The sequence below is a fragment of the Acidocella aromatica genome (genome assembly GCF_014201825.1).
Lineage (GTDB): Bacteria > Pseudomonadota > Alphaproteobacteria > Acetobacterales > Acetobacteraceae > Acidocella > Acidocella aromatica.
In genome coordinates, this window is the sequence record NZ_JACHFJ010000008.1 from 85,097 (window position 1) to 108,134 (window position 23,038).

Genomic DNA, 23,038 nt, shown 5'->3' on the forward strand with positions numbered 1-23,038 from the left:
ATGGATGAATTCAATCAAGGTGTTTTTGCAGTCGCCGACCAACAGGACAGGGTTCGCGATTTGGCTGGGGACCGCTGTGACGGCGGTGCTACAGTATTTCGTACTCAAGCAGACGCTGCCGTCCGAGGATTTGCTCGGGATTATTCTGGGTTTTGTGAAAATTCTCGAGCCGGAGACGACGGTGACCGTGGCGCAGCTGGAGACGGCGATCGGGGATGTCGCGCAACTGATCAAGACGAGTAATCCGGCCGAAATCGAAACGGTTGTGGCGGATATGGGTCTGATCGCGGCCGAAGTAGCCAAAGGCAACGGTTGAGTGACCACCGCGCGGCGCGGATCGCCGTATCAGGAAAAGAGGGGTTATCATGAGCGAGATTACCAATATTGAAACTGGCTTGAACGCGGCGGCGGCGATTGGCGAGGCTGCAGGCGGTGCTGTGGGCGCGGCCGTGGCGACCGGTTTGCGGATCGGCGAGGCGGTGATGAATTCTGTGGTGGCCAGCAATACGGCGCATGCCACCGCGCTGGATACCGCGACCGCTGCCGCCGCCACTTTGGCCACCGCCGCAGAACCGGTGCTGGCCACGCTGCCCTCGGGTGATGCTGCCAAGGCCAAGGCGGGTCTTAGTTTGCTGCAGACGATCCTGGCCGATCTGAAGTCGATCTTCGGGCTGTAAGAGGAGGCGGCCGGATGGCGGAACTGACGGGTGAGGATTTGACCCATCTGGCGGCATTCCGAGCGCGGCTTCGTGCTACACGGCCCGCCAAGAGTCGGGGGAACGCCGTGCAGGACATGGCGGTGCATCTTGGTGCAAAGGGGATTGCCGGGGTTGCGCCGGTTCTGTTTCGGCGCGTCTCCCGCACGCTTCGGCAGACTGTGGGGCTGGGAGAAGGGGCGGGTTTTGTTCCTGGTCCCGCGCGTCGGCCGATGACGGCAGAGGTTCTGAAGCCCGTGTCTGATGCCGTGGCGCGGCAGCCGCAGGGATTTCGAGCCGTCCTGGCGGCGGCGCGGCAGGAGGCGGCGCAAGGGCGTGCCAGACGGGAGCTTGAGCGAGGGGCGGATTATCTGCCGCCCCGGCGCGAGGCGGCGGAGCGGCAGACGTTTGCGCCAGTCCAGCGTAACGCGCCGACCGGTGTGCCGAAAATGGCGGGTAGCCACGAGGCTTTGGCGCCGGTGTCTGTCCGGTCTGCGTCCCGTATACTGGCAGGCGGGCAGGGTATGCGGGGGGCGAGCGCGTTACCCCGTGCCGTATTTTCTGCGGCGGAACGTGGGGCCGAGCCTGGGGTGGCGTCCGGCGAGATGTTTGCTCCCGTTGCGGCTCGGGCGGTTGACCGCGAGCAGGGGACGGATCTGGCACAGGCGTTGCGGACATATTTCTTCCGCCAGTCGCGTTTGCCGCCCGCGGGCGGCACCGGGTTTGACCCGCGCCTCACTCCGGCTTGGGCTGGGGTTAAAATTCCAGGGTAGTGGAGAGGCTCTTAATCAGGGTCTCGGCTTCCTCGCGCTCCAGGGCCATGGCGCGGCGGGCGGTGCTCTGGGCGAAGCCGCCACGGGCCATGGCGGCGAGGATCTTTTGCTCTGGTGCGTCGCCAAATGGCCCGGCGCGGCGGCGGCGCAGATAGGCGCAGGCGGCGGCAAGTTCGCGTTCCGGGTCCTCGGGCAGGGAGGGGGATTTGACGCCCTTGGCCACCAGATGCGCCAGCGTGGCCCGGTGCGACTTGCCCTCCCGTGTCAGGCGTTTGGCGCGTGAGGCGGCGAAGGCTTCGTCGTTGAGCACGCCAAGCTCTTTCAGCCGGGCCAGTACGCCGGGGATTTCCGCCTTGGCGCGGCGCATGGCGCGGGCGATTTCCTCGGACTCTGCGTTCTCCTGGGACTGTCCCCAGCGCTCCACCCGGCGTGCCAGCACACGGGCCAGGCTGGCTTCGGTGGCGGCGTAGCGCGCCATGTGGTTCAGTGCCGCCTCGTGTAGACTGGCTGCGTCTGGTGGTTTGCCTGCCATAATTGTAGAGTCTGCCTGTATCTGAGTCTCTTGTCACGCACGGGCGTAGGCCTTATACGCGCCGCTTCACCGTAAAACGTGATGCGCGCGTGTCCGGGCCTTTTAGGCATGCCTGGCCGCCGCCCCGATATCCGGGACCCCCGTGCGAACGGGGATAAAGTGATAGGAGACCGAAATGCCGAAGCTGAAGACCAAGTCAGCGGTCAAGAAGCGCTTCAAGATCACCGCCACGGGCAAAGTGCTCGCCGGCCCGGGCAAGAAGCGCCACAATCTGTATGCCCGCAGCCAGAAGGCCAAGCGCCAGAACCGCGGCAGCCAAGTCCTCACCCATGCTGACGGCCTGACCGTGAAGCAGTGGACCCCGTACGGTCTGTAAGAATTAGGGAGAGATAGACAATGGCACGTGTGAAACGCGGCGTTACCACCCACGCCCGCCACAAGAAGGTTCTGGAACTGTCGAAGGGCTATGTTGGCCGTTCGTCGACCAATTATCGCATCGCGATGGAGCGCCTGGAAAAGGCCCTGCGCTATGCTTACCGCGACCGCCGTGTGAAAAAGCGCGAGTTCCGCTCGCTCTGGATCCAGCGTATTAACGCTGCGGTGCGCGAACATGGGCTGACCTACAGCCAGTTCATCTTTGGCCTGAAGCAGGTCGGGCTGGAGCTGGACCGTAAGGTGCTCTCGGCCATCGCTTTTGACGACCCCGCGTCCTTCGCGGAGATCGTGCAGGCAGTGAAGGGCGTTTCCGCCGCCGCTGCGGAATAATTTCCCTAAACGTCACTTGTCTCATGGCCGGGCGAAGGTGCATCCTTCCCCGGCCATGACTATTTCTGCCCCCATCCCAGACGAACTTGCGGATCAGGCCGCTTTCCTCACCCCCTATGAGCAGGAGCAGCTTTGGCGGGCCGCTGTCATCATGGCGGATTCACGCGGGGTGTTGCTGCGTCTGGCTGGTGTGTTCGGCCGCCGGATCGAGGCGTTGCGCGTAAGCCTGGCACAGACCGGTGAGCGTCTGGGCGGCTCCACTTGGACCGGCCTTGTGCAGCGCGTGCAGGACGCGGTGGAGGACACGCTCTGGTCCAGCTACCGCTATGCCACGTTCGGGCTGGAGGCGGTGCCGCAATTGGCTAGGCCGAAATCTCCCCGCAGCAACCCGTTCCATCGCCTTGCCACCACGGCCAGCGGTGCGGCGTCAGGTTTTGTCGGATTGCCGGGCGTGCTGTTCGATATTCCGTTCACCACAACCACCATTCTGCGCTCTATTGCCCAGGTCGCGCGTGATTCCGGCGAGGATCTGGCCGAGGAGGATACACGACGGGCTTGCCTGCAAGTGTTAGCCTTCGGCGGTCCTGGCACGGAGGATGACGATGCGGAAACCGGCTATTGGGCGACGCGCCTGGGTGTGAACCACCTGACCGTGAACCTGCTGATTAGCAACGCGGCCGGCCAGTTCGGGGTCACCTTATCCGAGAAGTTTATGGCCCAGGCAGTGCCGGTGGCGGGCGCGCTGGCGGGCGCGGCGCTGAATTACGCCTTTACCGAGTACTATCAGAATATGGCCCGGGTGCATTTCTGCCTGCGTGGGCTGGAGCGCCGCACTGGCGATCCGGCGGCGGTGCGGGATTGTTTTGGGGATATGGTGCGCCTGGCGCGGGAACGCCGGCGGGTGAAGCGCCGACAGGGCAAGGCATTGCCGCTGAAATATCTGCCGCGCGAGGCCCGCTGAGGCCGCGCGGCAGCGAAACTTAGGTTACTTGAAGGAAACCAGCTCGACGTCGAACATCAGCGTCGCGCCGGGCGGGATCACACTGCCTGCGCCGCGCTGGCCATAGCCGTGCTCGGGCGGCAGGATCAGGGTGCGCTGGCCGCCGGGCTGCATGGTCGACACGCCGATATCCCAGCCGGAAATCACCTGGCCAACACCCAGCTTGAAGGAGAAGGGCTGCCCGCGGTCGCGCGAGGAGTCGAACTTCTTACCTTTGGTACCGTTCTCATACAGCCAGCCGGTATAGTGCACGGTCACGATCTGGCCTTTCTTCGGCGTTTCGCCGGTGCCCACCACATGGTCCTGGTACTGCACGCCAGACGGCAGGGTGACGATCTCGCTTTCGGCCATTTTTCAATCCTTTACGCAAATTTCATCTGGGGAGGCAGCAAAGCCTCCCCAGAGCTTTATACTTAGTTCTTGGCCTGGTGGTAGCCAGCGGCGTCGGCGTCGGCCTTGCAGACATAGGCGCCGTGCTTGGTCTTGCCGTACAGCTTGGAGGAGCTCAGGTGGTAGCTCTTGCTCTTGGAGAGGGTGCTCCACACCACGGTGTCGCCCGGGCAGTGCGCGGTGGCGGCGGCCTCGGTCTTAAACTCACTGGTCTTCGCTAGCGGGGTGACGGCCTTCGTGGCCGGCTTCATCGCCGGGGCGGCCGGGGTGGTCGGGGTGGCAGCCGGAGCGGCCGGAACGGTCGCGGCGGGCGCCATGGTGGAGTTGGGCATCGGGGCCATAGTGCCGCCAGTGCTGGTCTGTGCGAAAGCGGCCGGGGCGAAACCCAGGGCGCATGCGAAGGTGAACGCCGGCAGATGCTTGGTGAACTTCATCTTTTCTCTCCTGTAGTAACGCCGCTTAATCTTATGGCGGACGCGTCATATGTTGGTTTGTCATCGGTACTGTAACACTCGGTGACAAATGCGGCCTATGCTCATTTCATTGGCTCCGCAAGCGCAGAGATTGGCCATCTCGTGATTTGCGCGCCGGGCGCAGCGGGTTTAGAAGGCGCCCGCCTTCAACTTAACTGAGACGTAACAGAATGACCCTGATCGCCGACCGGCTGAACCGCATCAGCCCAAGCCAGACCATCGCCATTTCCTCCAAGGCGCGGGCGCTGAAAGCCGCCGGCCGGGATATCATCAGCCTCTCCGCCGGGGAGCCGGATTTCGATACCCCTGCCCATATCAAGCAGGCGGCCATCGACGCGATCAACAACGGTGACACCAAGTACACCGATGTTGCGGGCACGCCTGCCCTGCGCAAGGCCGTGGCAGCCAAGTTCCTGCGGGACTCTGGGATCGACTACAAGCCGGAGGAAGTGATTGTCTCCACCGGCGGCAAGCAGGTCATCTTTAACGCCATGCTGGCCACGGTGCAGGCGGGCGACGAGGTGATCATCCCCACCCCGTGCTGGGTCTCCTACCCCGACATCGTGCAGCTCGCCGAGGGCGCGCCCGTCTTCGTGCCGTGCAGCCAGAACAACGGCTTCAAGCTGCGCGCCGAGGATCTGGAAGCGGCGATCACGCCCAAGACCAAGTGGTTCTTCCTGAACTCCCCCAGCAACCCGACCGGTGCCGCTTATTCCGCCGAGGATCTGCGCCCGATCTGCGACGTGCTGCTGAAGCACCCGAATGTGTGGGTCTTTACCGACGATATCTACGAAAAGCTGACCTATGACGGGTTCAAGCCAGCCACCATCGTGCAGGTGGAGCCTAAGCTGCGCGACCGCACCATCACCATGAATGGCTGCTCCAAGGCCTATGCCATGACCGGCTGGCGTATCGGCTTCTGCGGCGCTCCGGTCGAGCTGATCAAGGCCATGGACAAGTTGCAGAGCCAGTCCACTTCGAACACCTCCTCCATCAGCCAGGCGGCCGCCGTGGCGGCGCTGAACGGGCCGGAGGATGCGCTGCACGAGATGACGAAGGTGTACAAGGAGCGCCGTGATCTGGTGGTGGAGATGCTGAACCAGGCCGAGGGCCTGACCTGTGCCAAGCCGGAAGGCGCGTTCTACGTGTTCCCCTCCATGCAGGGCTGCATCGGCAAGACCACTTCGAAGGGTGTGAAGATCAATACCGACGAGGATTTCGTCATCGCCCTGCTGGATGAGGAAGGCGTCGCCGCCGTGCATGGCTCGGCCTTCGTGTATCCCGGGCATTTCCGCATCTCCTACGCCACCTCCACCGAGGCGCTGCGTGAGGCCTGCACCCGTATCCAGCGCTTCTGCGCGGCGCTGAAGTAACGACTACCCCTTGGTCCGGCGGGGTTTTGTCTCCGCCGGTACCGGGGTTTTCTCCGGGTATGTGCACCAAGTGGCACCAGGGCAGCGCCAGCATTCCGGCGCACGCGCCTTGCATACATAGCGCCCATGCAAAATCAGCCATAAATGCGCGGGTTTGAGCATCTCCTTGGGGATGCGCTTGAGCAGTTGGTCCTCGACCGCGCGCGGCGTGGCGCCTGGAGCGATGCCGGTGCGGTTGCCTAGGCGGAAAATATGCGTGTCCACCGCCATTGTCGGCTGGCCGAACACCTCATTCAGCACCACATTCGCCGTCTTGCGTCCCACGCCAGGCAGGGCCTCCAACGCCTCACGCTCGCCAGGCACCTCGCCGCCATGGCGCTCCAGCAGCAGCTGCGCGAGTGCCGCCACGTTTTTGGCCTTGGCGCTCCATAGCCCGATGGATTTGATGAACGGGCCAATCCCCTCCGCTCCAAGTGCCGCCATGGCAGCCGCATCCGGCGCCGCCGTGAACAAGGCGGGCGTCACCTTGTTCACAGCCACATCCGTTGTCTGCGCCGAGAGCACCACGGCCACTAGGAGCTGAAACGCCGTCTGGTAGTGCAGCTCGGTTTTCGGGTCCGGGTTGCCTGCGGCGATGGCGGTGAGGAAGGCGGGAATATCCGCCCGTTTCATCAATTTTGGCATCTGGTCCTTGGGGCAAGCGGCTTGATGCACGATGTATGCGGCATGGACGCATACGCCGCCAAGCCCGCCAGCCCCCTGTTCTTCGAGGCAGATCTGAGGCCGCATCGCAGTCTCTCGCGCGGTGCGCTGTTGGCTGTGCTGGGGGGCATGGCGGTCGGTTCGCTCTATGTCACCACGCTGATGTACCTGCTAGGCGCGTGGCCGGTGGTCGGCTTCAACGGTGTCGATCTTGCTCTGGCCGCACTGCTGTTCTGGCTGAATGCCCGTGCCGCCCGGGCACGTGAGATCATCCGCCTGAATAACGATGATATCGAGATCACCCACATCACCCCGTCAGGGCGCAGGAGCGTGGTTTTTATCCCGCCCGGCTGGGCAAGGGCCGAACTGGAGGAAAGGCCCGGCGCGGTGCCCCACCTCGTCATCCGTACCCCGGCTGCACGGCGGGAGATTGGCCGTCAGCTTGGTGAAGCCCAAAAACGGGACCTCGCTGCGGCGATCAACCGCGCTTTGGCCCGCTGGCGCTCGCCGCAGTTATAACTATTTGGTCCCGAACAACCGGTCCCCGGCATCGCCAAGGCCCGGGCGGATATAGGCATGCTCGTCCAGCTGCCGGTCCAGTGCGGCGGTATAGACCGGCACATCCGCATGCACAGCCTCGAACGCCGCCACACCCTCGGGCGCCGCGATCAGGCAGACCAGCTTGATCTGCTTTGCTCCAGCTTCCTTCAGCTTGGTGACGGCGGCGGCGGCGGAGTGGCCGGTGGCGAGCATCGGGTCCACCACCACACAGAGCCGTTCTTCCAGCGCTTCCGGCACCTTGAAGTAGTACTCCACCGGCTCGTGCGTCTCCGGGTCGCGGTACAGCCCGATATGGCCGATACGAGCGGAGGGGACGAGGTCGAGGATACCGTCCAGAATGCCCTCTCCCGCGCGCAGGATGGAGATGAAGCACAGCTTCTTGCCCTGCACCTGCACGGCTTCCATCGTCTCCAGCGGGGTCTCAATGGTGATCGTCTCCAGCGGCAGGTCGCGCAGCACCTCGTAACCCAGCAGCAGTGAGATCTCGCGCGCGAGGCGGCGGAAATCGCCGGTGGTGGTATCCTTCTTGCGCATTAGCGTGAGCTTGTGCTGCACCAGCGGGTGGTCGATGACGGTCAGCATTTTTTAGTCTCCTGCTTTCGGCAGCCGGATCACAAAGCGCGCGCCGACGATCTTGCCTTCGTCGTCGCGCCGGTTCTCGGCCGAGATGCGGCCCTGGTGCGCCTCCACGATCTGGCGCGAAATGGATAGCCCGAGCCCCGAATGGCTGCCGAACTGCTCGGTCTGCGGGCGCTCGGAATAGAAGCGGTCGAAGATGGAATCGAGCTTGCCATCGGGAATACCGGGGCCTTCATCCTCCACCGCCAGTTCGATCATCCCGCCGGTCTCGCGCCCGCGCAGATAGATCTTCGCATCCGGCGGCGAGAATGAGATGGCGTTGCCGATCAGGTTGCGCAGCACCTGCACCAGCCGGGTCTCGGAGCCGCGCACGTAAAGCCCTTCGGCCTGTGCATCCACCTCTATGAAGGGGCTGCCCTCCTTGCGTGTGGCATCGTGGATTTCGGCGAGTGTCGCCAGCATCCGCGCCATGTCCACAATTTCGTATCTGCTTCGGGAGAGTTCAGAGTCCAGCCTGGAGGAGTCTGAAATATCCGTGATCAGCCGGTCGAGGCGTTGCACATCCTGGTTGATGATGGCGAGCAGGCGCGAGGCGCGGGCCGGGTCCTCCACGCGCGTCAGCGTCTCGATGGCCGAGCGGATCGAGGAAAGCGGGTTCTTGATCTCGTGGCTGACATCGGCGGCGAATTTCTCGATCGCATCCATGCGCGCCCAGAGCGCCTGGGCCGAGCTTTCCAGCGTGCGGGCCAGGGTGCCGATCTCGTCGTTACGGCCGGTGATGGTCTCGGGCAGCTTCTGCGCCCGGGCGCGGCCTTCGCGCAGCCGGTCGGCGGCGTCGGCCAGGCGGGTGATCGGGCTGGCGATGGTGCGTGAGAGGTAGAAGGACACGATCACGGTGAGCGCCAGCGCCAGGGCGAACAGGCCGAGGATGGAGATCCGCACCGAGAGCACGGCCTGATCGACTTCCGAGGCCTCGCGGGTGAGCAGAACGGTGCCGATCACCTGCTGGCTGCGTTCCACCGGCTCGGCCACGGTGACGAGCAGCAGCCCCTCGGAATCACGCCGCACGAAGGGGGCGGCTTCTTGCCCCGGATTGGTCGAGGTGAGTTGCAGCACGGTGCGGGCATCGGGCTGCCAGCCCAGCGTGTTCGGGTCCTGCCCGGCGCCGGAGCCCACCAGACCGGACTCATCCTCGTTCCCGGTTACCGAGCCGGAAAGATGGTCGTAGATGAACCCGACCACGCGGCTGAGGAAGCCCGGCGGCGGCGGGGCGGAGAGCGGCTGGGTGACGATGGCGCCGCCAGCCCCCGGATGCACGCGGGAATTGGCGATCAGCGTGCCATCCGTGCCGTAGATCAGCGCCTGCGCGTTGGGGGTGGGCTCGGTGAGCGAGTAAAGTAGCGGCTGCGCCTGGTCGGGACTCACTGCGGGCTGGCCGTTATTCACCTGCACAGCCGTCTGGGCGATGGCCCCGGCATAGATGCGCGCCTGCTCGCGCAGGGCGGAGACTTCGGCCGCCAGCAGTCCTTGCTGGTACTGGTCCAGGTACAGCAGCGCCGCGAAGATCAGCGCCAGCGGCAACAGGTTGACGAGGAGGATGTCTCGCAGCAGGCGCGAGATGCGGGGTTTGCGGTGCAGGATCAGGCGTCCTTGTAGCGGTAGCCGATGCCGTAGAGCGTTTCGATCTGGTCGAACTCGCCATCGACATTGCGGAATTTCTTGCGCAGGCGCTTTACATGGCTGTCGATGGTGCGGTCATCCACATACACGTTCTCGCCGTAAGCGGCGTCGATCAACTGGTCGCGCGACTTCACCATGCCGGGGCGCTGGGCCAGCGCCTTCACCAGCAGGAACTCGGTGACGGTGAGCTGGATGTCCTTTCCCTTCCAGAGGCACTGGTGCTTGGTCTCGTCCAGCGTCAGGTCGCCGCGGGTGAGCACGCTGGCGGGGGCGGCGCCGGTGGCCTCGGCGCGGGTGGAATCGTGCCGGCGCAGCAGCGCGCGGATGCGTTCCAGCAGTAGGCGCTGGGAGAAGGGCTTGGTGATGTAGTCATCCGCGCCGAGGCGCAGGCCCATCAGCTCGTCCAGCTCGTCATCCTTGGAGGTCAGGAAGATCACCGGCATCTGCGTGCGCACCCGCAGCTTCTGCAGCAGCTCCATGCCGTCCATGCGGGGCATCTTGATATCCAGCACCGCGAGGTCCGCTGGCTTGGCCAGCAGCGCCTGCAGTGCGCTTTCGCCATCGGTATAGGTGCGGACCTGGAATCCCTCCGCCTCCAGCGTCATCTGCACGGAGGTGAGGATATTGCGGTCGTCGTCAACCAGGGCGATTGTGTGCTTCATCTGTTCCGGAACCTATGCTGGGCTTTACGGCCTTTGTGGTTTCAGGGAGTGACCGGATTATGGCAGCAAATCAAGAGGCTTTGCGGGAGGCCGCCGCGTTGTTGCTGGGTGCGCGCGTTGGCACGTTGGCCACGGCGCAGGCGGGCGCGCCCCATGCGGCACTCGTCACCCCCGCGCTGGATGAGGACGCCCAGCCCCTTCTCCTGCTCTCCACGCTTGCGGTGCACACGCGTCAACTCAAGGCCAACCCGGCCTGCGCCCTGCTGGTGAGCGGTCCCGCCGCCTCCGAAAACCCGCAAACCGCCCCGCGTTTGTGTCTAACTGGTGAGGCCCGGCAAATCCCGCCCGAGCCGGCGCGGGCGCGCTTTCTCGCCGCGCATCCTTATGCGGTCCAATATGTGGATTTCGGAGATTTCGGTTTTTGGAAAATTTTTGTTCATGACACCCAGTATATCGGGGGGTTCGGGCGGGCAGTGCATTTGAATTTTGCCGCATTGCAGCATGAAATTTCTCAACATCGAGCCTCTGGTTATGGTTGATGCCGCGTCCCCGCCTGCTTATGAAGGCCAAGGAACCCCAGCCGCCCAACAAGAAGAGGACGCTCCCGTGACCCACTCGACCACCGCCACCGATCCGCGGGATAGCAAGGCCCTGTCCGGCACCGGCGTGCGCGCCACCGCCCCGCTGCATGCCAATCTCACCGCTCCGGCCCTCGTCGCCCATTCGCTACGCAAGGGCGAGGGCCGTCTCTCGGCCGATGGCGCGGTGATCGTGCGCACGGGTATCCATACCGGCCGCTCGGTGGCCGACAAATTCGTGGTCGACGAGCCTTCCACCACGGAGCATGTCTGGTGGGGCAAGGTGAACCAGAAGCTCCCGCGCGAGAAATACGAGGTGCTGAAGGGGCGCGTGCAGGCTTATCTGCAGGGCCGCGAGCTGTTCACGCAGGATGTCTATGCCGGGGCCGACCCCGAGAACCGCATCCGCGTGCGCCTGGTTACCACTGGCGCGTGGCATGCGCTGTTCGCCCGCAACATGTTCATCCGCCCCAAGGCCGAGGAACTGGCTGGGTTCGAGCCGGATTACGTGATCCTGCACGCGCCGGACTTCCAGGCCGAGCCAGCGCTTGACGGCGTGCGTTCCGCCACCGCCATTGCGCTCTCCTTCGCCGAGAAGGTGATCATCATCGCCGGCACCGAGTATGCGGGCGAGATCAAGAAATCCATCTTCACGGTGATGAACTGGATCCTGCCCGAGCGCGGCGTGCTGCCCATGCACTGCTCCGCCAATATCGGCCCGGATGAGGATTCCGCCCTGTTCTTCGGCCTCTCCGGCACCGGCAAGACCACGCTCTCCTCCGATCCGACCCGCCGCCTGATCGGCGATGACGAGCATGGCTGGGGCCCGCAGGGCGTGTTCAATTTCGAAGGCGGCTGCTACGCCAAGGTCATCGACCTTAGCCAGAAGAGCGAGCCCGAGATCTGGGCGGCGACGCACCGCTTCGGCACCGTGCTGGAGAACGTGGTGGCCGACCCGCATGGCCGCCTCGACCTGACCGACAAGACCTTCACCGAGAACACCCGCGCCTGCTATCCGGTGGAGTTCATCCCGAATGTGGAGCTCTCCGGCCGTGGCGGCACGCCGCGCAACGTGGTGATGCTGACGGCTGACGCCTTCGGCGTACTGCCGCCGATCTCGCGCCTCACCCCGGCCCAGGCCATGTACCATTACCTCTCCGGCTATACCGCCCGCGTGGCGGGTACCGAGAAGGGGCTGGGCGCCGAGCCGCAGGCCACCTTCTCCACCTGCTATGGCTCGCCCTTCCTGCCGCGCCACCCGCAGGTTTACGGCAAGCTGTTGCAACAGCTCATCAAGGAGCATGGCACCTCGTGCTGGCTGGTGAACACCGGCTGGACCGGTGGTGCCTATGGCGTGGGCAAGCGCATGTCCATCGCCCATACCCGCGCTTTGCTGCGCGCCGCCCTGGCGGGCGAGCTGGACAATGTGAGCTACCGCACCGACCCGTTCTTCGGCCTCGCCATCCCCGAGCATGTGAACGGCGTGCCGGATGAGGTGCTCGACCCGCGCTCCGCCTGGGCCGACAAGGCGGCTTACGACGAAGCCGCCAAGGGGCTTGTGCAGCGCTTCATCGAGAATTTCTCGTCCTTCGCCGAGCATGTGGACGAGGACGTGAAGGCGGCGGCGATCAAGGCCGCCGCGTAAAGCAGGGGGGCGGGCTTAGCCCGCCTTCACCGCACCAATCAGAAATTCCACATTCCCCTCCGGGCCCTTGATCGGGCTCGGGGTGATGCCCAGCACTTTCCAGCCGGGCAGGGAGCCAAACCACGCCTCGATGCGCTGGCAAACCTCCTCATGCACCGCCGTGTCGCGCACCACCCCGCCTTTGCCCACCTGGCCGGGTCCGGCCTCGAATTGCGGCTTGATCAGCGCAATGGCGAAGGCCCCCGGCGCGCACAGGCCAAGCCCTGCGGGCAGCACGGTTTGCAGCCCGATGAAGCTGGCGTCGCAAACCAACGCGCCGATTGGCTCGGGGATAGTCTCGGTAGTGAGGTGGCGGGCATTGGTCTTCTCCAGCACCACCACGCGCGGGTCGGAGCGCAGTTTCCAGGCCAATTGCCCGTGGCCGACATCCACGGCATAGACCTTGGCCGCCCCGTGGGTGAGCAGCACATCGGTAAAGCCGCCGGTCGAAGCGCCGACATCCAGGCAGACCCGCCCCTCGGGGCTCAGGCCGAAATGCTCCAGCCCATGTGCCAGCTTCACCCCGCCGCGCGAGACCCAGGGGTGGTCCTGCCCCTTTACGGAGAGTTGCGAGTCCTCGGGCAGCATGTCGCCGGATTTTTGCACCCGCGCCGTACCGGCATAAACCAGCCCGGCCATGATGAGCGCCTGCGCCTTGGCGCGGGACTCCACGAGGCCGGAATTGACGAGCATGAGATCGGCGCGCTGCTTGGGCATGGTCCGGCGGGCATAGTCCATCCGGCCCTAATCGCCAAACACCGGTGTGCGGTTCTCCCGTGCAGCGGCGCGGGTCTCGGCATGTTCGGGCGAGGCGAGCAGCGCCTCCTGCTCCACCGACTCAGCCAGCAGCAGGGCAGGGGCATCGGCCTCGCTGTTCAGCAGGCGCTTCGCGGCACGGATGGCGGGCGGGCTTTGGCTGGCGATGTGCTTGGCCAAAGCCAGGGCCTCGGCGCGCGGATCGTCCGCCAAGCGCGTCACCAGCCCCAATCTGGCAGCCTCATCCCCCAGAAATTTGCGTGCGGTGTAGATCAGCTCCCGAGCCACATCGTCGCGCACCAGGCGGCGCAGCAGGGGAAAGCCCGCCATGTCCGGCACTAGCCCCCAGTGCGTTTCCAGCACCGAGAACTGCGTTTGCGGCGCGGCAATGCGGATATCCGCGCCGAGCATGATCTGAAACCCTGCCCCAAAGGCGAAGCCATGCACGGCGGCGATCACCGGCACCGGTAATTGCCGCCAGCCCCAGGCTGCGTGCTGGTAGATATTCGCGGCACCTTGGGTGCGGGGGCGCAGGGGAATGGTCTGCTTCAGGGCGTCCAGATCCGCCCCGGCGCAAAAGCCGCGCCCCTCGCCGGAGAGAACCACGCAGCGCAGGCCCGGCAGGCGGGCGAGCCGCGTCGTCATGGCCGCGATGGCCTCGAACATCTCGTGATTGAGCGCGTTGATCTTATCGGGCCGGTTGAGGCGGATATCCGCCACCCCGGCCGCGATGCTGGCTGTCATCAGCTCCGCCATGCCACTCCCCTTGTCTGCGTTGGCCGCATGTTGCGTGTCCCGGCTGAGTGCAGGTTGTCTCGTTACGCGTGCAAGTTCAATCCTTTTTCAGCCCTCCTTGGCCAGCCGGGCCAGCGCCGCCCGGTATTCGGTGCCGAGGCGCTCCACTAGCCTGGCCACCGGCACCACCGCCTTCACCGCGCCGATGCCCTGGCCAGCGCCCCAGATATCCCGCCACGCCTTGGCCTCGCTGCCCGGCGCTTCGGCGAAGTTCATGTGCTGGGTTTCGGCGGCTTTCAGGGCGGCGGGGTCCAACCCGGCGGCCTCGATGCTGGGGATGAGGTAATTGCCATGCACGCCGGTGAAATGGTCGGTGTAGAAAATATCCTTGGCGGCACTCTCCACGATCATTTTCTTGTAGCGCGCATCGGCGGTGGCTTCCTCGGTGGCGATGAAGGCCGAGCCGATATAGGCGAGATCCGCCCCCAGCGCCCGCGCGGCGGCGATGGCGTTGCCATTGGCGATGGCCCCCGAGAGCGCCAGCGGGCCGGAGAACCATTCGCGGATTTCCTGCACCAAAGCGAAGGGTGATTGCGTGCCCGCATGCCCGCCCGCCCCGGCGGCCACGGCTACCAGCCCGTCCGCCCCGCGCTCGATGGCCTTGTGCGCGAATTCATCGTTGATGATGTCGTGGAACACGATGCCGCCATAGGAATGCACAGCCTCGTTCACCTCGGGCCGCGCGCCCAGCGAGGAGATGACCACCGGCACTTGGTACTTCACCACCAAGGCGAGGTCTTCCGCGAGCCGCGTGTTGCTCTTGTGGACGATCAGGTTCACCGCGAAGGGCGCGTCCTTCTCCGTCAGCTCCCGGCGCAGTTGTTGCAGCCATTGCTCCAGCATGCCCGAGGGCCGGGCGTTGAGCGAGGGGAAAGACCCCACCACCCCCGCGCGGCACTGGGCGAGCACCAGCTCCGGGCGGGAGATGAGGAACATCGGCGAGGCGATGACGGGAATGGAAAGTCGGCCCCGGAAGAGTTCAGGTGTGGACATTTTGGTTTGTTTCCTCCTGTTTTGGTGAGGCTATCATTCCCCGTGCCACGCCCGCCGTAAAGTGGTTTTGACAGCGCCGTATTTCAGGACATAGTCTTTGCCCCATAACAACCAAGGGGAGTGAAGCCATGGCTCTGCACGACGATCCGGCGCGGCTCGATATCGCCAATTATCCGCTGCGCTACACCAGCCGCGTGCTGTTCGCGGACATGGACGGCTTCCGCCATCTCAACAATGTCGCCATCGCCCGGTTTTTCGAGGAAGGACGCGCCGCGGGGATGATCGAGGCGTTTGGCATCGACAGCCTGCTCAACCCGCCCGAGGGGCGGATCATGCTGCTGGCCTCCAACACCATCGACTATATCGCCCAGGCCTATTACCCCGGCGATGTCGAAATCGGCTCCTCCATCCTGCGCATCGGCGGCTCGTCCTTCCTGCTGGCGCAGGCGGCGTTCCAGAACGGCAAATGCTTCGCCCTGGCGAACGGCACCATGGTGAAGGCGCTGCATAATAAAGCTGACCCGCTCACCGAGGATGAGCGGGCCAAGTTGCATGGTTTCGCCTTCAGGGGCGGGGTTTAGCCCACAGCGGCGAAGGCCTCGCGGATCTGGTCCAGGACGCTGGCATCCTCGATGGTGCCGGGTACGGTGACCGGCTCGCCATTGGCGATCTTCTTCATCGCCGCGCGGAGGATTTTGCCTGAGCGGGTCTTGGGCAGGCGGGGCACCACCATCACCTCGCGGAACGCCGCCACGGGGCCGATCTTCTCGCGCACCAGGGCGATCAGCTCGGCCTCCACCTGCTTCGGGTCGCGCTCCACGCCCGCCTTCAGCACGACAAGGCCGCAGGGAATTTCGCCCTTCACCTCGTCCGACCGGGCGATGACCGCGCATTCCGCGATGTCCTTATGGCTGGCGACAACCTCCTCCATCGCCCCGGTGGAGAGGCGGTGCCCGGCGACGTTGATGATGTCGTCCGTGCGGCCCATGATCCAGACATCGCCATCCTCGTCGATCATCCCGGCATCGCCGGTGCGGTACCAGCCGGGGAAGGCCTTGAGATAGGCGCTGACATAGCCCTCGTCGTTCTGCCACAGCGTGGGGCCGCAGCCGGGCGGCATGGGCAGGCGGATGCACAGATTCCCCACCGTGCCGCGCCCCACCGGCTCGCCGGCTTCGTCCAGCGCTTGCACGTCGTAGCCGGGTGAAGGACGCCCGCCCGAGCCTGGCTTGAACGGGGTGAGCCCGAGCCCGAGGAAGCGCGAGGTGATCGGCCAGCCGGTTTCCGTCTGCCACCAATTATCGATTACCGGCTTGTCCAGCAGCTTCTGGATCCACACGGCGGTTGGCGGGTCGCAGCGCTCGCCCGCGAGGAACAACGCCTGGAGGCTGGAGAGATCGTATTTGCGCAGGTAATCGCCCGCGAAATCCTGCTGCTTGATGGCGCGCAAAGCGGTGGGCGCGGTGAACATGGTCTTCACCTTGTGCTGCTCGATGACGCGCCAGAACGCTCCGGCATCCGGCGTGCCCACGGGCTTGCCCTCGTAGATGATGGTGGTCGCCCCCACCAGCAGCGGGCCGTACACCACGTAGGAATGCCCCACCGCCCAGCCGACATCGGCGGCGGCCCACATCACCTCGCCAGCGCCCACGCCGTAGGTGGTCTTCATGCTCTGCGCCAGGGCGACGGCGTGGCCGCCATTGTCGCGCACCACGCCTTTGGGGCGGCCGGTGGTGCCGGAGGTGTAGAGGATATAGAGCGGGTGGGTGGCTTCCACGCTCACCGGGTCTGTCGGTTCGGCGGCGGTCTCGGCGGCGATGAAATCATGGTCCAGCCCCGGCGTCATCTGTGCCTGGCAGGCCGGGCGCTGGAAGATCAGGCACGCCTCGGGCTTGTGGTCGGCAAGCTCCAGCGCGGCATCGAGCATCGGCTTGTAGGCGATGAGGCGGCCCGGTTCCAACCCGCAGGAGGCGGCGATGATGGCCTTGGGCTTGGCGTCCGAGATGCGGGCGGCCAGCTCAGGCGGAGCAAAACCGCCGAACACCATGGAATGGATGACCCCCAACCGCGCGCAGGCGAGCATGGAGAACGCGGCCTCTGGCACCATCGGCATGTAGATGACGACGCGGTCGCCCTTGCTCACTCCGAGCTTGCGCAGCGCCCCGGCGATCTTGGCCACGCGGTCGCGGGCCTCGGTATAGGTGATTTTGAGCAGTTTGCCTTCCATCGGGCTGTCCCAGATGATGGCAATGCGGTCCCCATGCCCGGCGGCGATGTGGCGGTCGAGGCAGTTGTAAGAGGTGTTGAGCTTGGCATCGGGGAACCAGGCGCCGTAGGGGCCGGTTGCGCCGTCGAAGATTTTGTCCGGGGCTTTGTCCCAGTCGATGAGTTTGGCGCATTCGGCCCAGTAGCTGTCGGGGTTGGCCTGCCAGCCGGCATAGAGAGAGGTATAGGCGGTCATCGGGGCGTCTCTCCGGAAATGTCTTGATTATCGATAGAACGAAAAAGGGGTGGCCACTGGCCACCCCTGCGATGATCGGCTGGTTAAGCGCGTGTGCCGAGTGGCAGCACGGTCTTGCCGTGCGCCTCGTTGATGACTTCCGCCGCCCCCGTGTAGAAGGCCAGCGCCGCGGTGATGAGCCCGCCATAGCCGCCGATGGTGCCGAGCAGGGGGTTGCCCAGCAGCTTGCCGAAGCCGAGCAGGAAGAAGGTCGGTACCAGCGCGGTGAAGACCAGGAACACGGCGCGGTTGAGAGCGAAGGTGGCAATCCACATGGCGAAGGTGAGCGCGCCCCACACGAAGAGATACCAGGCGACAGCGGCGCCGACATCGGCCCCGGCGACGGTGGCGGGGATCCCGCCCACGAAGAACTTCACGAACAGCGCGAAGCTCCACCAGAACGCGCCGTAAGAGCAGAAGGCGACGAAGCCGAAGGTGTTGCCCTTGGCCATCTCCATGAGGCCGGCGAAGAACTGGGCGGTGCCGCCAAAGGCGAAGGCCATGGCGAGCACCAGCGGCATCAAGGCGCCCTCGGGCAGGAGCCCGGCATTGGCCATGCTGAGCAGCCAGGTGGTGAGAGCAAAGCCGAAGAGCCCAAGCGGGGCCGGGTTGGCAAGTTTCATTCTTGGTATTCCTCCTGCGAATTCGGACGTTTTTTATACGTTATCCCAGTTCCGACGATTGGTGTCAGAACCGGATTGATTATTGCCGATTTCGTGGAAAATGTAAAATAGTGCACTAATGCGCCATAACGGCGCAATCTGCTTCAGATGACCGGAGTGGCCACGCCGTCCATGCCGATGGTGACGCCGCTGACATAGCCCGCTTTCTCCGAGGCCAGGAACACCGCCATGTTGGCGATGTCCGCAGGCTCGGCCATGCGGCCCAGCCCGATATCGGCGACGGCCCGCTCCAGCGCCTGCTCGGTGCTGATGCCCTCGCGCTGGGCTTTGGTTTCAATGAAGCCGGTGACGCGCCCGGTGGCGGTGATCCCTGGATTGAGGCCCACAACCCGCACACTCTGGCGCCCATAGGCGGCGGCGAGCCCTGCGGTGGCCAGCATGAGCGCGGCATTGGCCGCCCCGCCCGCGATATGCACCGGGTTGGCGACCTTGCCGCCATTGCCGATGATGTTGACGATAACGCCCGACCCACGCGCCGCCATGGATTTCACCACAGGGTCGATAACATTGATGTAACTGAAGAATTTCGCATCCAGCGCGGCGCGCCACAAAGCCGGGGTCAGCTCCTCGGGGGCCACGCGCTTGGCCGCACCGGCGCTGTTCACCAGCACGTCCACCGGGCCGATCGTAGCCTGCACATCCGCCAGCATGGCGGTGGCTTGGGCGGCGTCGGTCAGGTCGGCGGTGAAACCGGCTGCGGTGGGCAGGTCCACCAACGCGGCATCGACATGCGCCGGATTGCGCGAGCAGATGGCCACGCGTGCACCCTCGGCCAGAAAAGCCTGGGCACAGGCGAAGCCGATACCCCTGGACCCGCCCGTGATAAGGACGGTTTTGCCGCCGAGCCCGAGTTCCATCAGGCCGTGGCGGCCTCGGCTGGCTGCAGGATCTGGCAGAGGGCCGCCACCAGCTCGTCCATCATCTCGTCGGTATGCTTCGGCCCGGGGGTGAAGCGCAGACGCTCCGTGCCCTGCGGCACGGTGGGGTAGTTGATAGGCGTGGCGTACATACCGAACTCGCGGATCAGCCGCATGGAGACTTCCGTCGCCTTCGCGGCATTGCCGATCATCAGCGGCACGATATGGCTGGTGCTGGGCATAACCGGCAGCCCGGCGGCCTTGAACTTGGCCTTCAGCGTCTCGGCGCGGTTGAACAGCAGCGCGCGGCGGGCGTTGTCGGCCTTCAGCGTGCGGATGGAGGCGAGCGCCGCCGCCACGGTGGGGGGCGGCAGGGCGGTGGTGAAGATGAACCCGGCGGCGACGGAGCGGATATAGTCCAGCACCTTGAAATCGCCGGTGATGTAGCCGCCATGGCAGCCGTAGGCCTTGGCCAGCGTGCCTTCGATGATGGTGATGCGGTCCGCCACGCCATCGCGCTCGGACACGCCGCCGCCATGCGGGCCGTACATGCCCACGGCATGCACTTCGTCCAGATAGGTGATGGCGTTGTACTTGTCGGCGAGGTCGCAGATCTCGGCCAGCGGGGCGATGTCGCCATCCATGGAGTACACGCTCTCAAAGGCGATCAGCTTCGGCGCATCGGCGGGGGCGGCGGCGAGCAAGCGCTCGAGATCCGCCATGTCGTTATGCTTGAAGATATGCACCGTGGCCTGCTTGCCGCCCTTGATGCCGACAATCATGGAATTGTGGTTCTGCGCGTCGGAGAACACATGCCAGTCGGGCAGGGAGTTGAGGATGGCGGTGAGGCTGGCCTGGTTGGAGACATAGCCCGAGGTGAAGAGCAGCGCCGCATCCTTGCCGTGCAAATCAGCGAGTTCCTCCTCCAGCGCCACATGGATGGGGCTGGAGCCCGCGATGTTGCGCGTGCCGCCCGCGCCCGCGCCGTAATTGCGCGCGGCGTCTATGGCGGCTTCGATCACCACCGGGTCGGTGCCCATGCCGAGATAATCGTTGGTGGACCAGACCAGGATGTCCCTGGTTTTGCCCTCCATCGTCACGCGGTAATAGGGAAAGGTCTCGACCAGTTTCTCGAGCGCCACAAAGCGCCGGTAGCGCCCCTGGGCGGAGATTTCGGCGAGGGCTTCGTCACATTTGGCAAGAAACTTGTGCATCTGAACCGGTAAGTCGCTGGAATGCGCTAACAAAAGGCGCGCATGCCGCGGGAGTCAATGACTTACATCAAGCGGCTGGGTTGAGTGTGGCGGGATGCCGCGGCTGCGCGGCAGCATCCCGCCAATCCGCTAGGCCGCGGGCGCGTGGGCGGAGACGCTGCCTGTCACGTAATTGCGCAGCGAGTCCACCTCGTACTGGCACTGGTCGATGCGCGCCTTCACCATGTCGCCAATGCTGACGAGGCCGGTGAGGATGCCGTTTTCCATGACCGGCAGATGGCGGAAATGCCCGTTGGTCATCATCTCCATCGCCTGTTCCACGGTGGTTTCCGGCGAGGCGGTGGTGGGGTTGGGCGTCATCAGCGCGGCGGCGGTCATGTCCAGTGTGTCCTGGGCGTTCTTCACCAGGCTGCGGACGATGTCGCGCTCGCTTAGCACGCCGGCGAGACGGCCATTATCCAGCACCAGCACGGCGCCAATGCCGCGATCCGCCAGGATTGAGAGCACGGTGGTGATACGGTCCTCGGGGGCGACGGAGACGAAGCCCGGCGGCTTGTTACGCAGGATCTGTTTTACATTCATGGCTATTCCCCTTTTTGGCCAATATGGGGCAGGGGGGAGCCGCAATGCAATTAATATTTATTTCGGTTGCGCTAATGCTCCGTACAGCTCCGGCCTGCGGTCTTTGAAAAACGGGTCGGCGGCGCGCACGGCGGCGAGATGCGCCGGGTCGATCTCGGCGAACAGCATTTCCTCGTCCCGCCCGGCGAAGGCCAGGATCGCGCCGTTCGGGCCGCAAATGCTGGAAAGCCCGATATAGCCAAGCCCGTTCTCCTCGCCCGAATGGTTGGCGTAGGCGGTATAGACCTGATTCTCATAGGCGCGGGCGGGCAGCACATGGCGGGCCACCTGCTCGTAAGGCTGCATTTGCGCGGTGGGGATGAGCAGGACATCCACTCCCGCCAAAGCGAGACGCCGGGCGGGTTCGGGGAATTCGATGTCGTAGCAGATCAGCAGGCCGAATTTGAGTCCGTTCAGCTCGGCCACAGGGAACTCCGTGCCGACGGCCTTGAACATCGCGCGGTCGAGATCGCCGAACAGATGCGATTTGCGGTAGTTGAGCAGGATCGCGTCATCCGGCCCGATGAGCACGGCGGAATTGGCAACATCCTCGCCCAGCTTCTCCGGGTAGCCGAAAGCCAGGGCGATGTTGTGCGCCTTGGCGATTTCGCGCGCCGGGGCGAGGCCTTCGGCGGTCACGGCCTGGGCCTTGGCAGCCTCCGCGCCGATATTATAGCCGGAGAGGAACATCTCAGGCAGGATCAGCAGATCCGCGCCCTGGGCCTTGGCCTGTTGCGCCTTGGCGTCCAGCAGGGTGAAGGAGGCGGGGACGTTGTTGATGAGCCCGGGGCCCTGATACAGCGCGATTTTCATGAGAAAACCCTAGTCGGCCCGGCAGTTGTTGAAAAGTGGCGAAAAAGCCGCTAAACCCCGCCCCGCCGGCACCCCTGGAGGCCGGCTTTTGTTGTTTGTAGGAGCGTATTATGGCCAATTTTGAAGCTGTTGAGGCCTCTGCGCGTTCGCGTGCCGGCAAGGGGGTGGCGCGGGCGACGAGGCGTGAGGGCAAGGTGCCCGCCGTTGTTTATGGTGCGAAGCAGGAGCCGACGCTGATCGCGCTCGATCCGCGTTTTGTTCTGCGCGAGCTGAAGCGCGGCGGCTGGCGTTCGCGCCTGTATGAGATTTCCGTTGACGGGCAGACCACCCGCGCCCTGATGCGCGACGTGCAGTTCCACCCGGTTACCGACCAGCCCGAGCATGTGGACTTCCAGCGCCTCGTCTCCGGCGAGCGCGTGCGCGTGGCCGTGGCCGTGCACTTCCTGAACGAGGCGACCTGCCCGGGCCTGAAGCGCGGCGGCGTGCTGAACGTCGTGCGCCACAAGGTTGAGGTTGAGGTCGACCCCGACCACATCCCCGAGAAGTTCGAGGTTGATCTCGCCACCCTGGACATCAACGACAACGTTCGTTGGCATGACCTCAAGGGCGCCGAGAACTGCCAGCCGGTGATCGTGGGCCGCGACTTCGTCGTCGCCACCCTGGCGCCGCCGACCGTCTCCGCCGAGCAGCTGGCCGCCGACGCCGCTGCCGCCGCTGCCGCTGCCGCCGCGAAGGCCGGCAAGGGCGGCAAGAAGAAATAACTGAAGTATCTGCCGCGCCATGCTGCTTTGGGTTGGCCTTGGAAACCCGGAACCGGGTATGGCGCGGCAGAGGCATAATATCGGCTTCATGGCAGCCGATACGATCGCGCTCCGCCACGGGTTTTCCCCGTGGCGGTCGCGTTTTAAGGGCCAGACCGCCGAAGGGCGGATCGGCACTCACAAGATTCTGCTGCTCAAGCCGATGACCTACATGAATCTCTCGGGGGAGTCGGTGCAGGAGGCGGCCGCCTTTTATAAGGTGGAGCCCGCCAATATCGCCGTGTTCCACGACGAGCTGGACCTGGAGCCCGGCAAGATCCGGGTCAAGAAGGGCGGCGGCAATGCCGGCCATAACGGCCTGCGCAGCATGGACAAGCACTTAGGCACGCCGGATTACTGGCGCGTGCGCCTTGGCATCGGCCACCCTGGCGACAAGGCCCGCGTGACCGGCTACGTGCTGGGCGATTTTTCGAAGACCGACCAGCAATGGCTGCTGCCCTGCCTGGACGCCGTGGCGGATAACGCCGCGCTGCTGGCCGAGGGCAAGCCGGAAGATTTCATGACGCGCATCGCGCGCAGCGCATAACGGAGCAGAAAC

At 64.9% G+C, this 23,038-nt stretch carries 29 protein-coding genes; 13 read left to right on the forward strand and 16 right to left on the reverse strand.

The window, feature by feature from the left end; all coding sequences use genetic code 11:
• Positions 1-4: 4 nt before the first annotated feature.
• Genes HNP71_RS09475 through HNP71_RS09485 form a run of 3 tightly spaced genes read left to right on the forward strand, consistent with a single transcriptional unit; the run spans position 5 to position 1,468 of the window.
• Positions 5-316, forward strand: a complete 312-nt coding sequence (locus HNP71_RS09475; RefSeq protein ID WP_183266667.1) for a hypothetical protein — start codon at positions 5-7, stop codon at positions 314-316.
• Between the two features lie 49 nt (positions 317-365).
• A complete protein-coding gene (locus HNP71_RS09480) occupies positions 366-677 on the forward strand; it encodes a hypothetical protein (protein WP_183266669.1) in 312 nt (103 codons plus the stop codon).
• Between the two features lie 14 nt (positions 678-691).
• On the forward strand, positions 692-1,468 hold the full coding sequence (locus HNP71_RS09485) for a hypothetical protein (protein WP_183266671.1): 777 nt from the start codon (positions 692-694) through the stop codon (positions 1,466-1,468).
• On the opposite strand, the gene HNP71_RS09490 is transcribed toward HNP71_RS09485, so the two are convergent.
• On the reverse strand, positions 1,452-2,000 hold the full coding sequence (locus HNP71_RS09490; protein WP_183266672.1) for a regulatory protein RecX: 549 nt from the start codon (positions 1,998-2,000) through the stop codon (positions 1,452-1,454). The two genes, HNP71_RS09485 and HNP71_RS09490, sit on opposite strands and share 17 nt — an antisense overlap.
• 175 nt (positions 2,001-2,175) lie before the next feature.
• On the opposite strand from HNP71_RS09490, the gene rpmI reads away from it, so the two are divergent.
• Genes rpmI through HNP71_RS09505 form a run of 3 tightly spaced genes read left to right on the forward strand, consistent with a single transcriptional unit; the run spans position 2,176 to position 3,726 of the window.
• On the forward strand, positions 2,176-2,376 hold the full coding sequence (gene rpmI, locus HNP71_RS09495) for a 50S ribosomal protein L35 (RefSeq protein ID WP_183266673.1): 201 nt from the start codon (positions 2,176-2,178) through the stop codon (positions 2,374-2,376).
• Positions 2,377-2,396: 20 nt separating this feature from the next.
• On the forward strand, positions 2,397-2,765 hold the full coding sequence (gene rplT, locus HNP71_RS09500) for a 50S ribosomal protein L20 (protein ID WP_183266674.1): 369 nt from the start codon (positions 2,397-2,399) through the stop codon (positions 2,763-2,765).
• 55 nt (positions 2,766-2,820) lie between these two features.
• Positions 2,821-3,726 carry an EcsC family protein gene (locus tag HNP71_RS09505; protein ID WP_183266675.1) on the forward strand — a complete coding sequence of 302 codons (906 nt, stop codon included), beginning with the start codon at positions 2,821-2,823 and terminating at the stop codon, positions 3,724-3,726.
• Between the two features lie 24 nt (positions 3,727-3,750).
• Here the strand turns inward: HNP71_RS09505 and HNP71_RS09510 are convergent, their stop codons facing one another.
• Both HNP71_RS09510 and HNP71_RS09515 read right to left on the reverse strand, forming a co-directional pair.
• Positions 3,751-4,116 (reverse strand): FKBP-type peptidyl-prolyl cis-trans isomerase, encoded by a 366-nt coding sequence (locus tag HNP71_RS09510; RefSeq protein WP_183266676.1) that lies wholly within the window; start codon positions 4,114-4,116, stop codon positions 3,751-3,753.
• 62 nt (positions 4,117-4,178) lie between these two features.
• Complete coding sequence (locus HNP71_RS09515) at positions 4,179-4,589, reverse strand: hypothetical protein (protein ID WP_183266677.1); 411 nt, start codon at positions 4,587-4,589, stop codon at positions 4,179-4,181.
• Between the two features lie 209 nt (positions 4,590-4,798).
• Here HNP71_RS09515 and HNP71_RS09520 point away from each other — a divergent pair, with 209 nt between their 5' ends.
• Complete coding sequence (locus tag HNP71_RS09520; RefSeq protein WP_183266678.1) at positions 4,799-6,001, forward strand: pyridoxal phosphate-dependent aminotransferase; 1,203 nt, start codon at positions 4,799-4,801, stop codon at positions 5,999-6,001.
• A gap of 3 nt (positions 6,002-6,004) precedes the next feature.
• Here the strand turns inward: HNP71_RS09520 and nth are convergent, their stop codons facing one another.
• Entirely contained in the window at positions 6,005-6,685 is a 681-nt protein-coding gene (gene nth / locus HNP71_RS09525) for an endonuclease III (protein ID WP_246344159.1), read from the reverse strand.
• Positions 6,686-6,727: 42 nt separating this feature from the next.
• Here nth and HNP71_RS09530 point away from each other — a divergent pair, with 42 nt between their 5' ends.
• On the forward strand, positions 6,728-7,222 hold the full coding sequence (locus tag HNP71_RS09530; RefSeq protein ID WP_221246756.1) for a DUF2244 domain-containing protein: 495 nt from the start codon (positions 6,728-6,730) through the stop codon (positions 7,220-7,222).
• Here HNP71_RS09530 and upp read toward each other — a convergent pair whose 3' ends face one another.
• Genes upp through HNP71_RS09545 form a run of 3 tightly spaced genes read right to left on the reverse strand, consistent with a single transcriptional unit; the run spans position 7,223 to position 10,185 of the window.
• Complete coding sequence (upp, locus tag HNP71_RS09535) at positions 7,223-7,846, reverse strand: uracil phosphoribosyltransferase (protein WP_183266680.1); 624 nt, start codon at positions 7,844-7,846, stop codon at positions 7,223-7,225.
• A gap of 3 nt (positions 7,847-7,849) precedes the next feature.
• Positions 7,850-9,454 (reverse strand): ATP-binding protein, encoded by a 1,605-nt coding sequence (locus HNP71_RS09540; RefSeq protein WP_183266722.1) that lies wholly within the window; start codon positions 9,452-9,454, stop codon positions 7,850-7,852.
• Positions 9,455-9,483: 29 nt separating this feature from the next.
• Positions 9,484-10,185 (reverse strand): response regulator transcription factor, encoded by a 702-nt coding sequence (locus tag HNP71_RS09545; protein ID WP_183266681.1) that lies wholly within the window; start codon positions 10,183-10,185, stop codon positions 9,484-9,486.
• Between the two features lie 59 nt (positions 10,186-10,244).
• On the opposite strand from HNP71_RS09545, the gene HNP71_RS09550 reads away from it, so the two are divergent.
• Together HNP71_RS09550 and HNP71_RS09555 are read left to right on the forward strand one after the other, a co-directional pair.
• Complete coding sequence (locus HNP71_RS09550) at positions 10,245-10,724, forward strand: pyridoxamine 5'-phosphate oxidase family protein (RefSeq protein WP_183266682.1); 480 nt, start codon at positions 10,245-10,247, stop codon at positions 10,722-10,724.
• Positions 10,717-12,408: a phosphoenolpyruvate carboxykinase gene (locus HNP71_RS09555; RefSeq protein WP_183266723.1), complete on the forward strand. Its 1,692-nt coding sequence runs from the start codon at positions 10,717-10,719 to the stop codon at positions 12,406-12,408. The genes HNP71_RS09550 and HNP71_RS09555 overlap by 8 nt, the downstream gene beginning before the upstream one ends.
• Before the next feature lie 15 nt (positions 12,409-12,423).
• Here the strand turns inward: HNP71_RS09555 and HNP71_RS09560 are convergent, their stop codons facing one another.
• The 3 genes from HNP71_RS09560 to HNP71_RS09570 all read right to left on the reverse strand — a co-directional run bounded on the left by HNP71_RS09560 (position 12,424) and on the right by HNP71_RS09570 (position 14,991).
• A complete protein-coding gene (locus tag HNP71_RS09560; RefSeq protein WP_183266724.1) occupies positions 12,424-13,164 on the reverse strand; it encodes a TlyA family RNA methyltransferase in 741 nt (246 codons plus the stop codon).
• Positions 13,165-13,191: 27 nt separating this feature from the next.
• Positions 13,192-13,959, reverse strand: a complete 768-nt coding sequence (locus HNP71_RS09565) for a crotonase/enoyl-CoA hydratase family protein (protein WP_183266683.1) — start codon at positions 13,957-13,959, stop codon at positions 13,192-13,194.
• 87 nt (positions 13,960-14,046) lie between these two features.
• Positions 14,047-14,991 carry an NAD(P)H-dependent flavin oxidoreductase gene (locus HNP71_RS09570; protein ID WP_183266684.1) on the reverse strand — a complete coding sequence of 315 codons (945 nt, stop codon included), beginning with the start codon at positions 14,989-14,991 and terminating at the stop codon, positions 14,047-14,049.
• Between the two features lie 128 nt (positions 14,992-15,119).
• Between HNP71_RS09570 and HNP71_RS09575 the strand changes: the two genes are divergently transcribed.
• Positions 15,120-15,572, forward strand: coding sequence for an acyl-CoA thioesterase (locus tag HNP71_RS09575; protein ID WP_183266685.1), 453 nt, complete (start codon positions 15,120-15,122; stop codon positions 15,570-15,572).
• Here HNP71_RS09575 and HNP71_RS09580 read toward each other — a convergent pair.
• From HNP71_RS09580 to HNP71_RS09605, 6 genes are all read right to left on the reverse strand, one after another.
• Positions 15,569-17,452 (reverse strand): AMP-binding protein, encoded by a 1,884-nt coding sequence (locus HNP71_RS09580; protein ID WP_183266686.1) that lies wholly within the window; start codon positions 17,450-17,452, stop codon positions 15,569-15,571. The two genes, HNP71_RS09575 and HNP71_RS09580, sit on opposite strands and share 4 nt — an antisense overlap.
• An 83-nt stretch (positions 17,453-17,535) precedes the next feature.
• On the reverse strand, positions 17,536-18,114 hold the full coding sequence (locus tag HNP71_RS09585; protein ID WP_183266687.1) for an acetate uptake transporter: 579 nt from the start codon (positions 18,112-18,114) through the stop codon (positions 17,536-17,538).
• A gap of 143 nt (positions 18,115-18,257) precedes the next feature.
• Positions 18,258-19,031, reverse strand: coding sequence for an SDR family NAD(P)-dependent oxidoreductase (locus HNP71_RS09590; protein ID WP_183266688.1), 774 nt, complete (start codon positions 19,029-19,031; stop codon positions 18,258-18,260).
• Positions 19,031-20,245: a 5-aminolevulinate synthase gene (gene hemA, locus HNP71_RS09595; RefSeq protein ID WP_183266689.1), complete on the reverse strand. Its 1,215-nt coding sequence runs from the start codon at positions 20,243-20,245 to the stop codon at positions 19,031-19,033. Before hemA ends, HNP71_RS09590 begins: the two co-directional genes overlap by 1 nt.
• Before the next feature lie 129 nt (positions 20,246-20,374).
• Entirely contained in the window at positions 20,375-20,827 is a 453-nt protein-coding gene (locus HNP71_RS09600; protein WP_183266690.1) for a CBS domain-containing protein, read from the reverse strand.
• Between the two features lie 57 nt (positions 20,828-20,884).
• Positions 20,885-21,679, reverse strand: coding sequence for a carbon-nitrogen hydrolase family protein (locus HNP71_RS09605; protein ID WP_183266691.1), 795 nt, complete (start codon positions 21,677-21,679; stop codon positions 20,885-20,887).
• A gap of 110 nt (positions 21,680-21,789) precedes the next feature.
• Here HNP71_RS09605 and HNP71_RS09610 point away from each other — a divergent pair, with 110 nt between their 5' ends.
• A complete protein-coding gene (locus HNP71_RS09610; RefSeq protein ID WP_183266692.1) occupies positions 21,790-22,440 on the forward strand; it encodes a 50S ribosomal protein L25/general stress protein Ctc in 651 nt (216 codons plus the stop codon).
• A 19-nt stretch (positions 22,441-22,459) separates the two neighbouring features.
• Positions 22,460-23,026, forward strand: coding sequence for an aminoacyl-tRNA hydrolase (gene pth / locus HNP71_RS09615; RefSeq protein ID WP_183266693.1), 567 nt, complete (start codon positions 22,460-22,462; stop codon positions 23,024-23,026).
• The last annotated feature ends 12 nt before the right edge of the window (positions 23,027-23,038 follow it).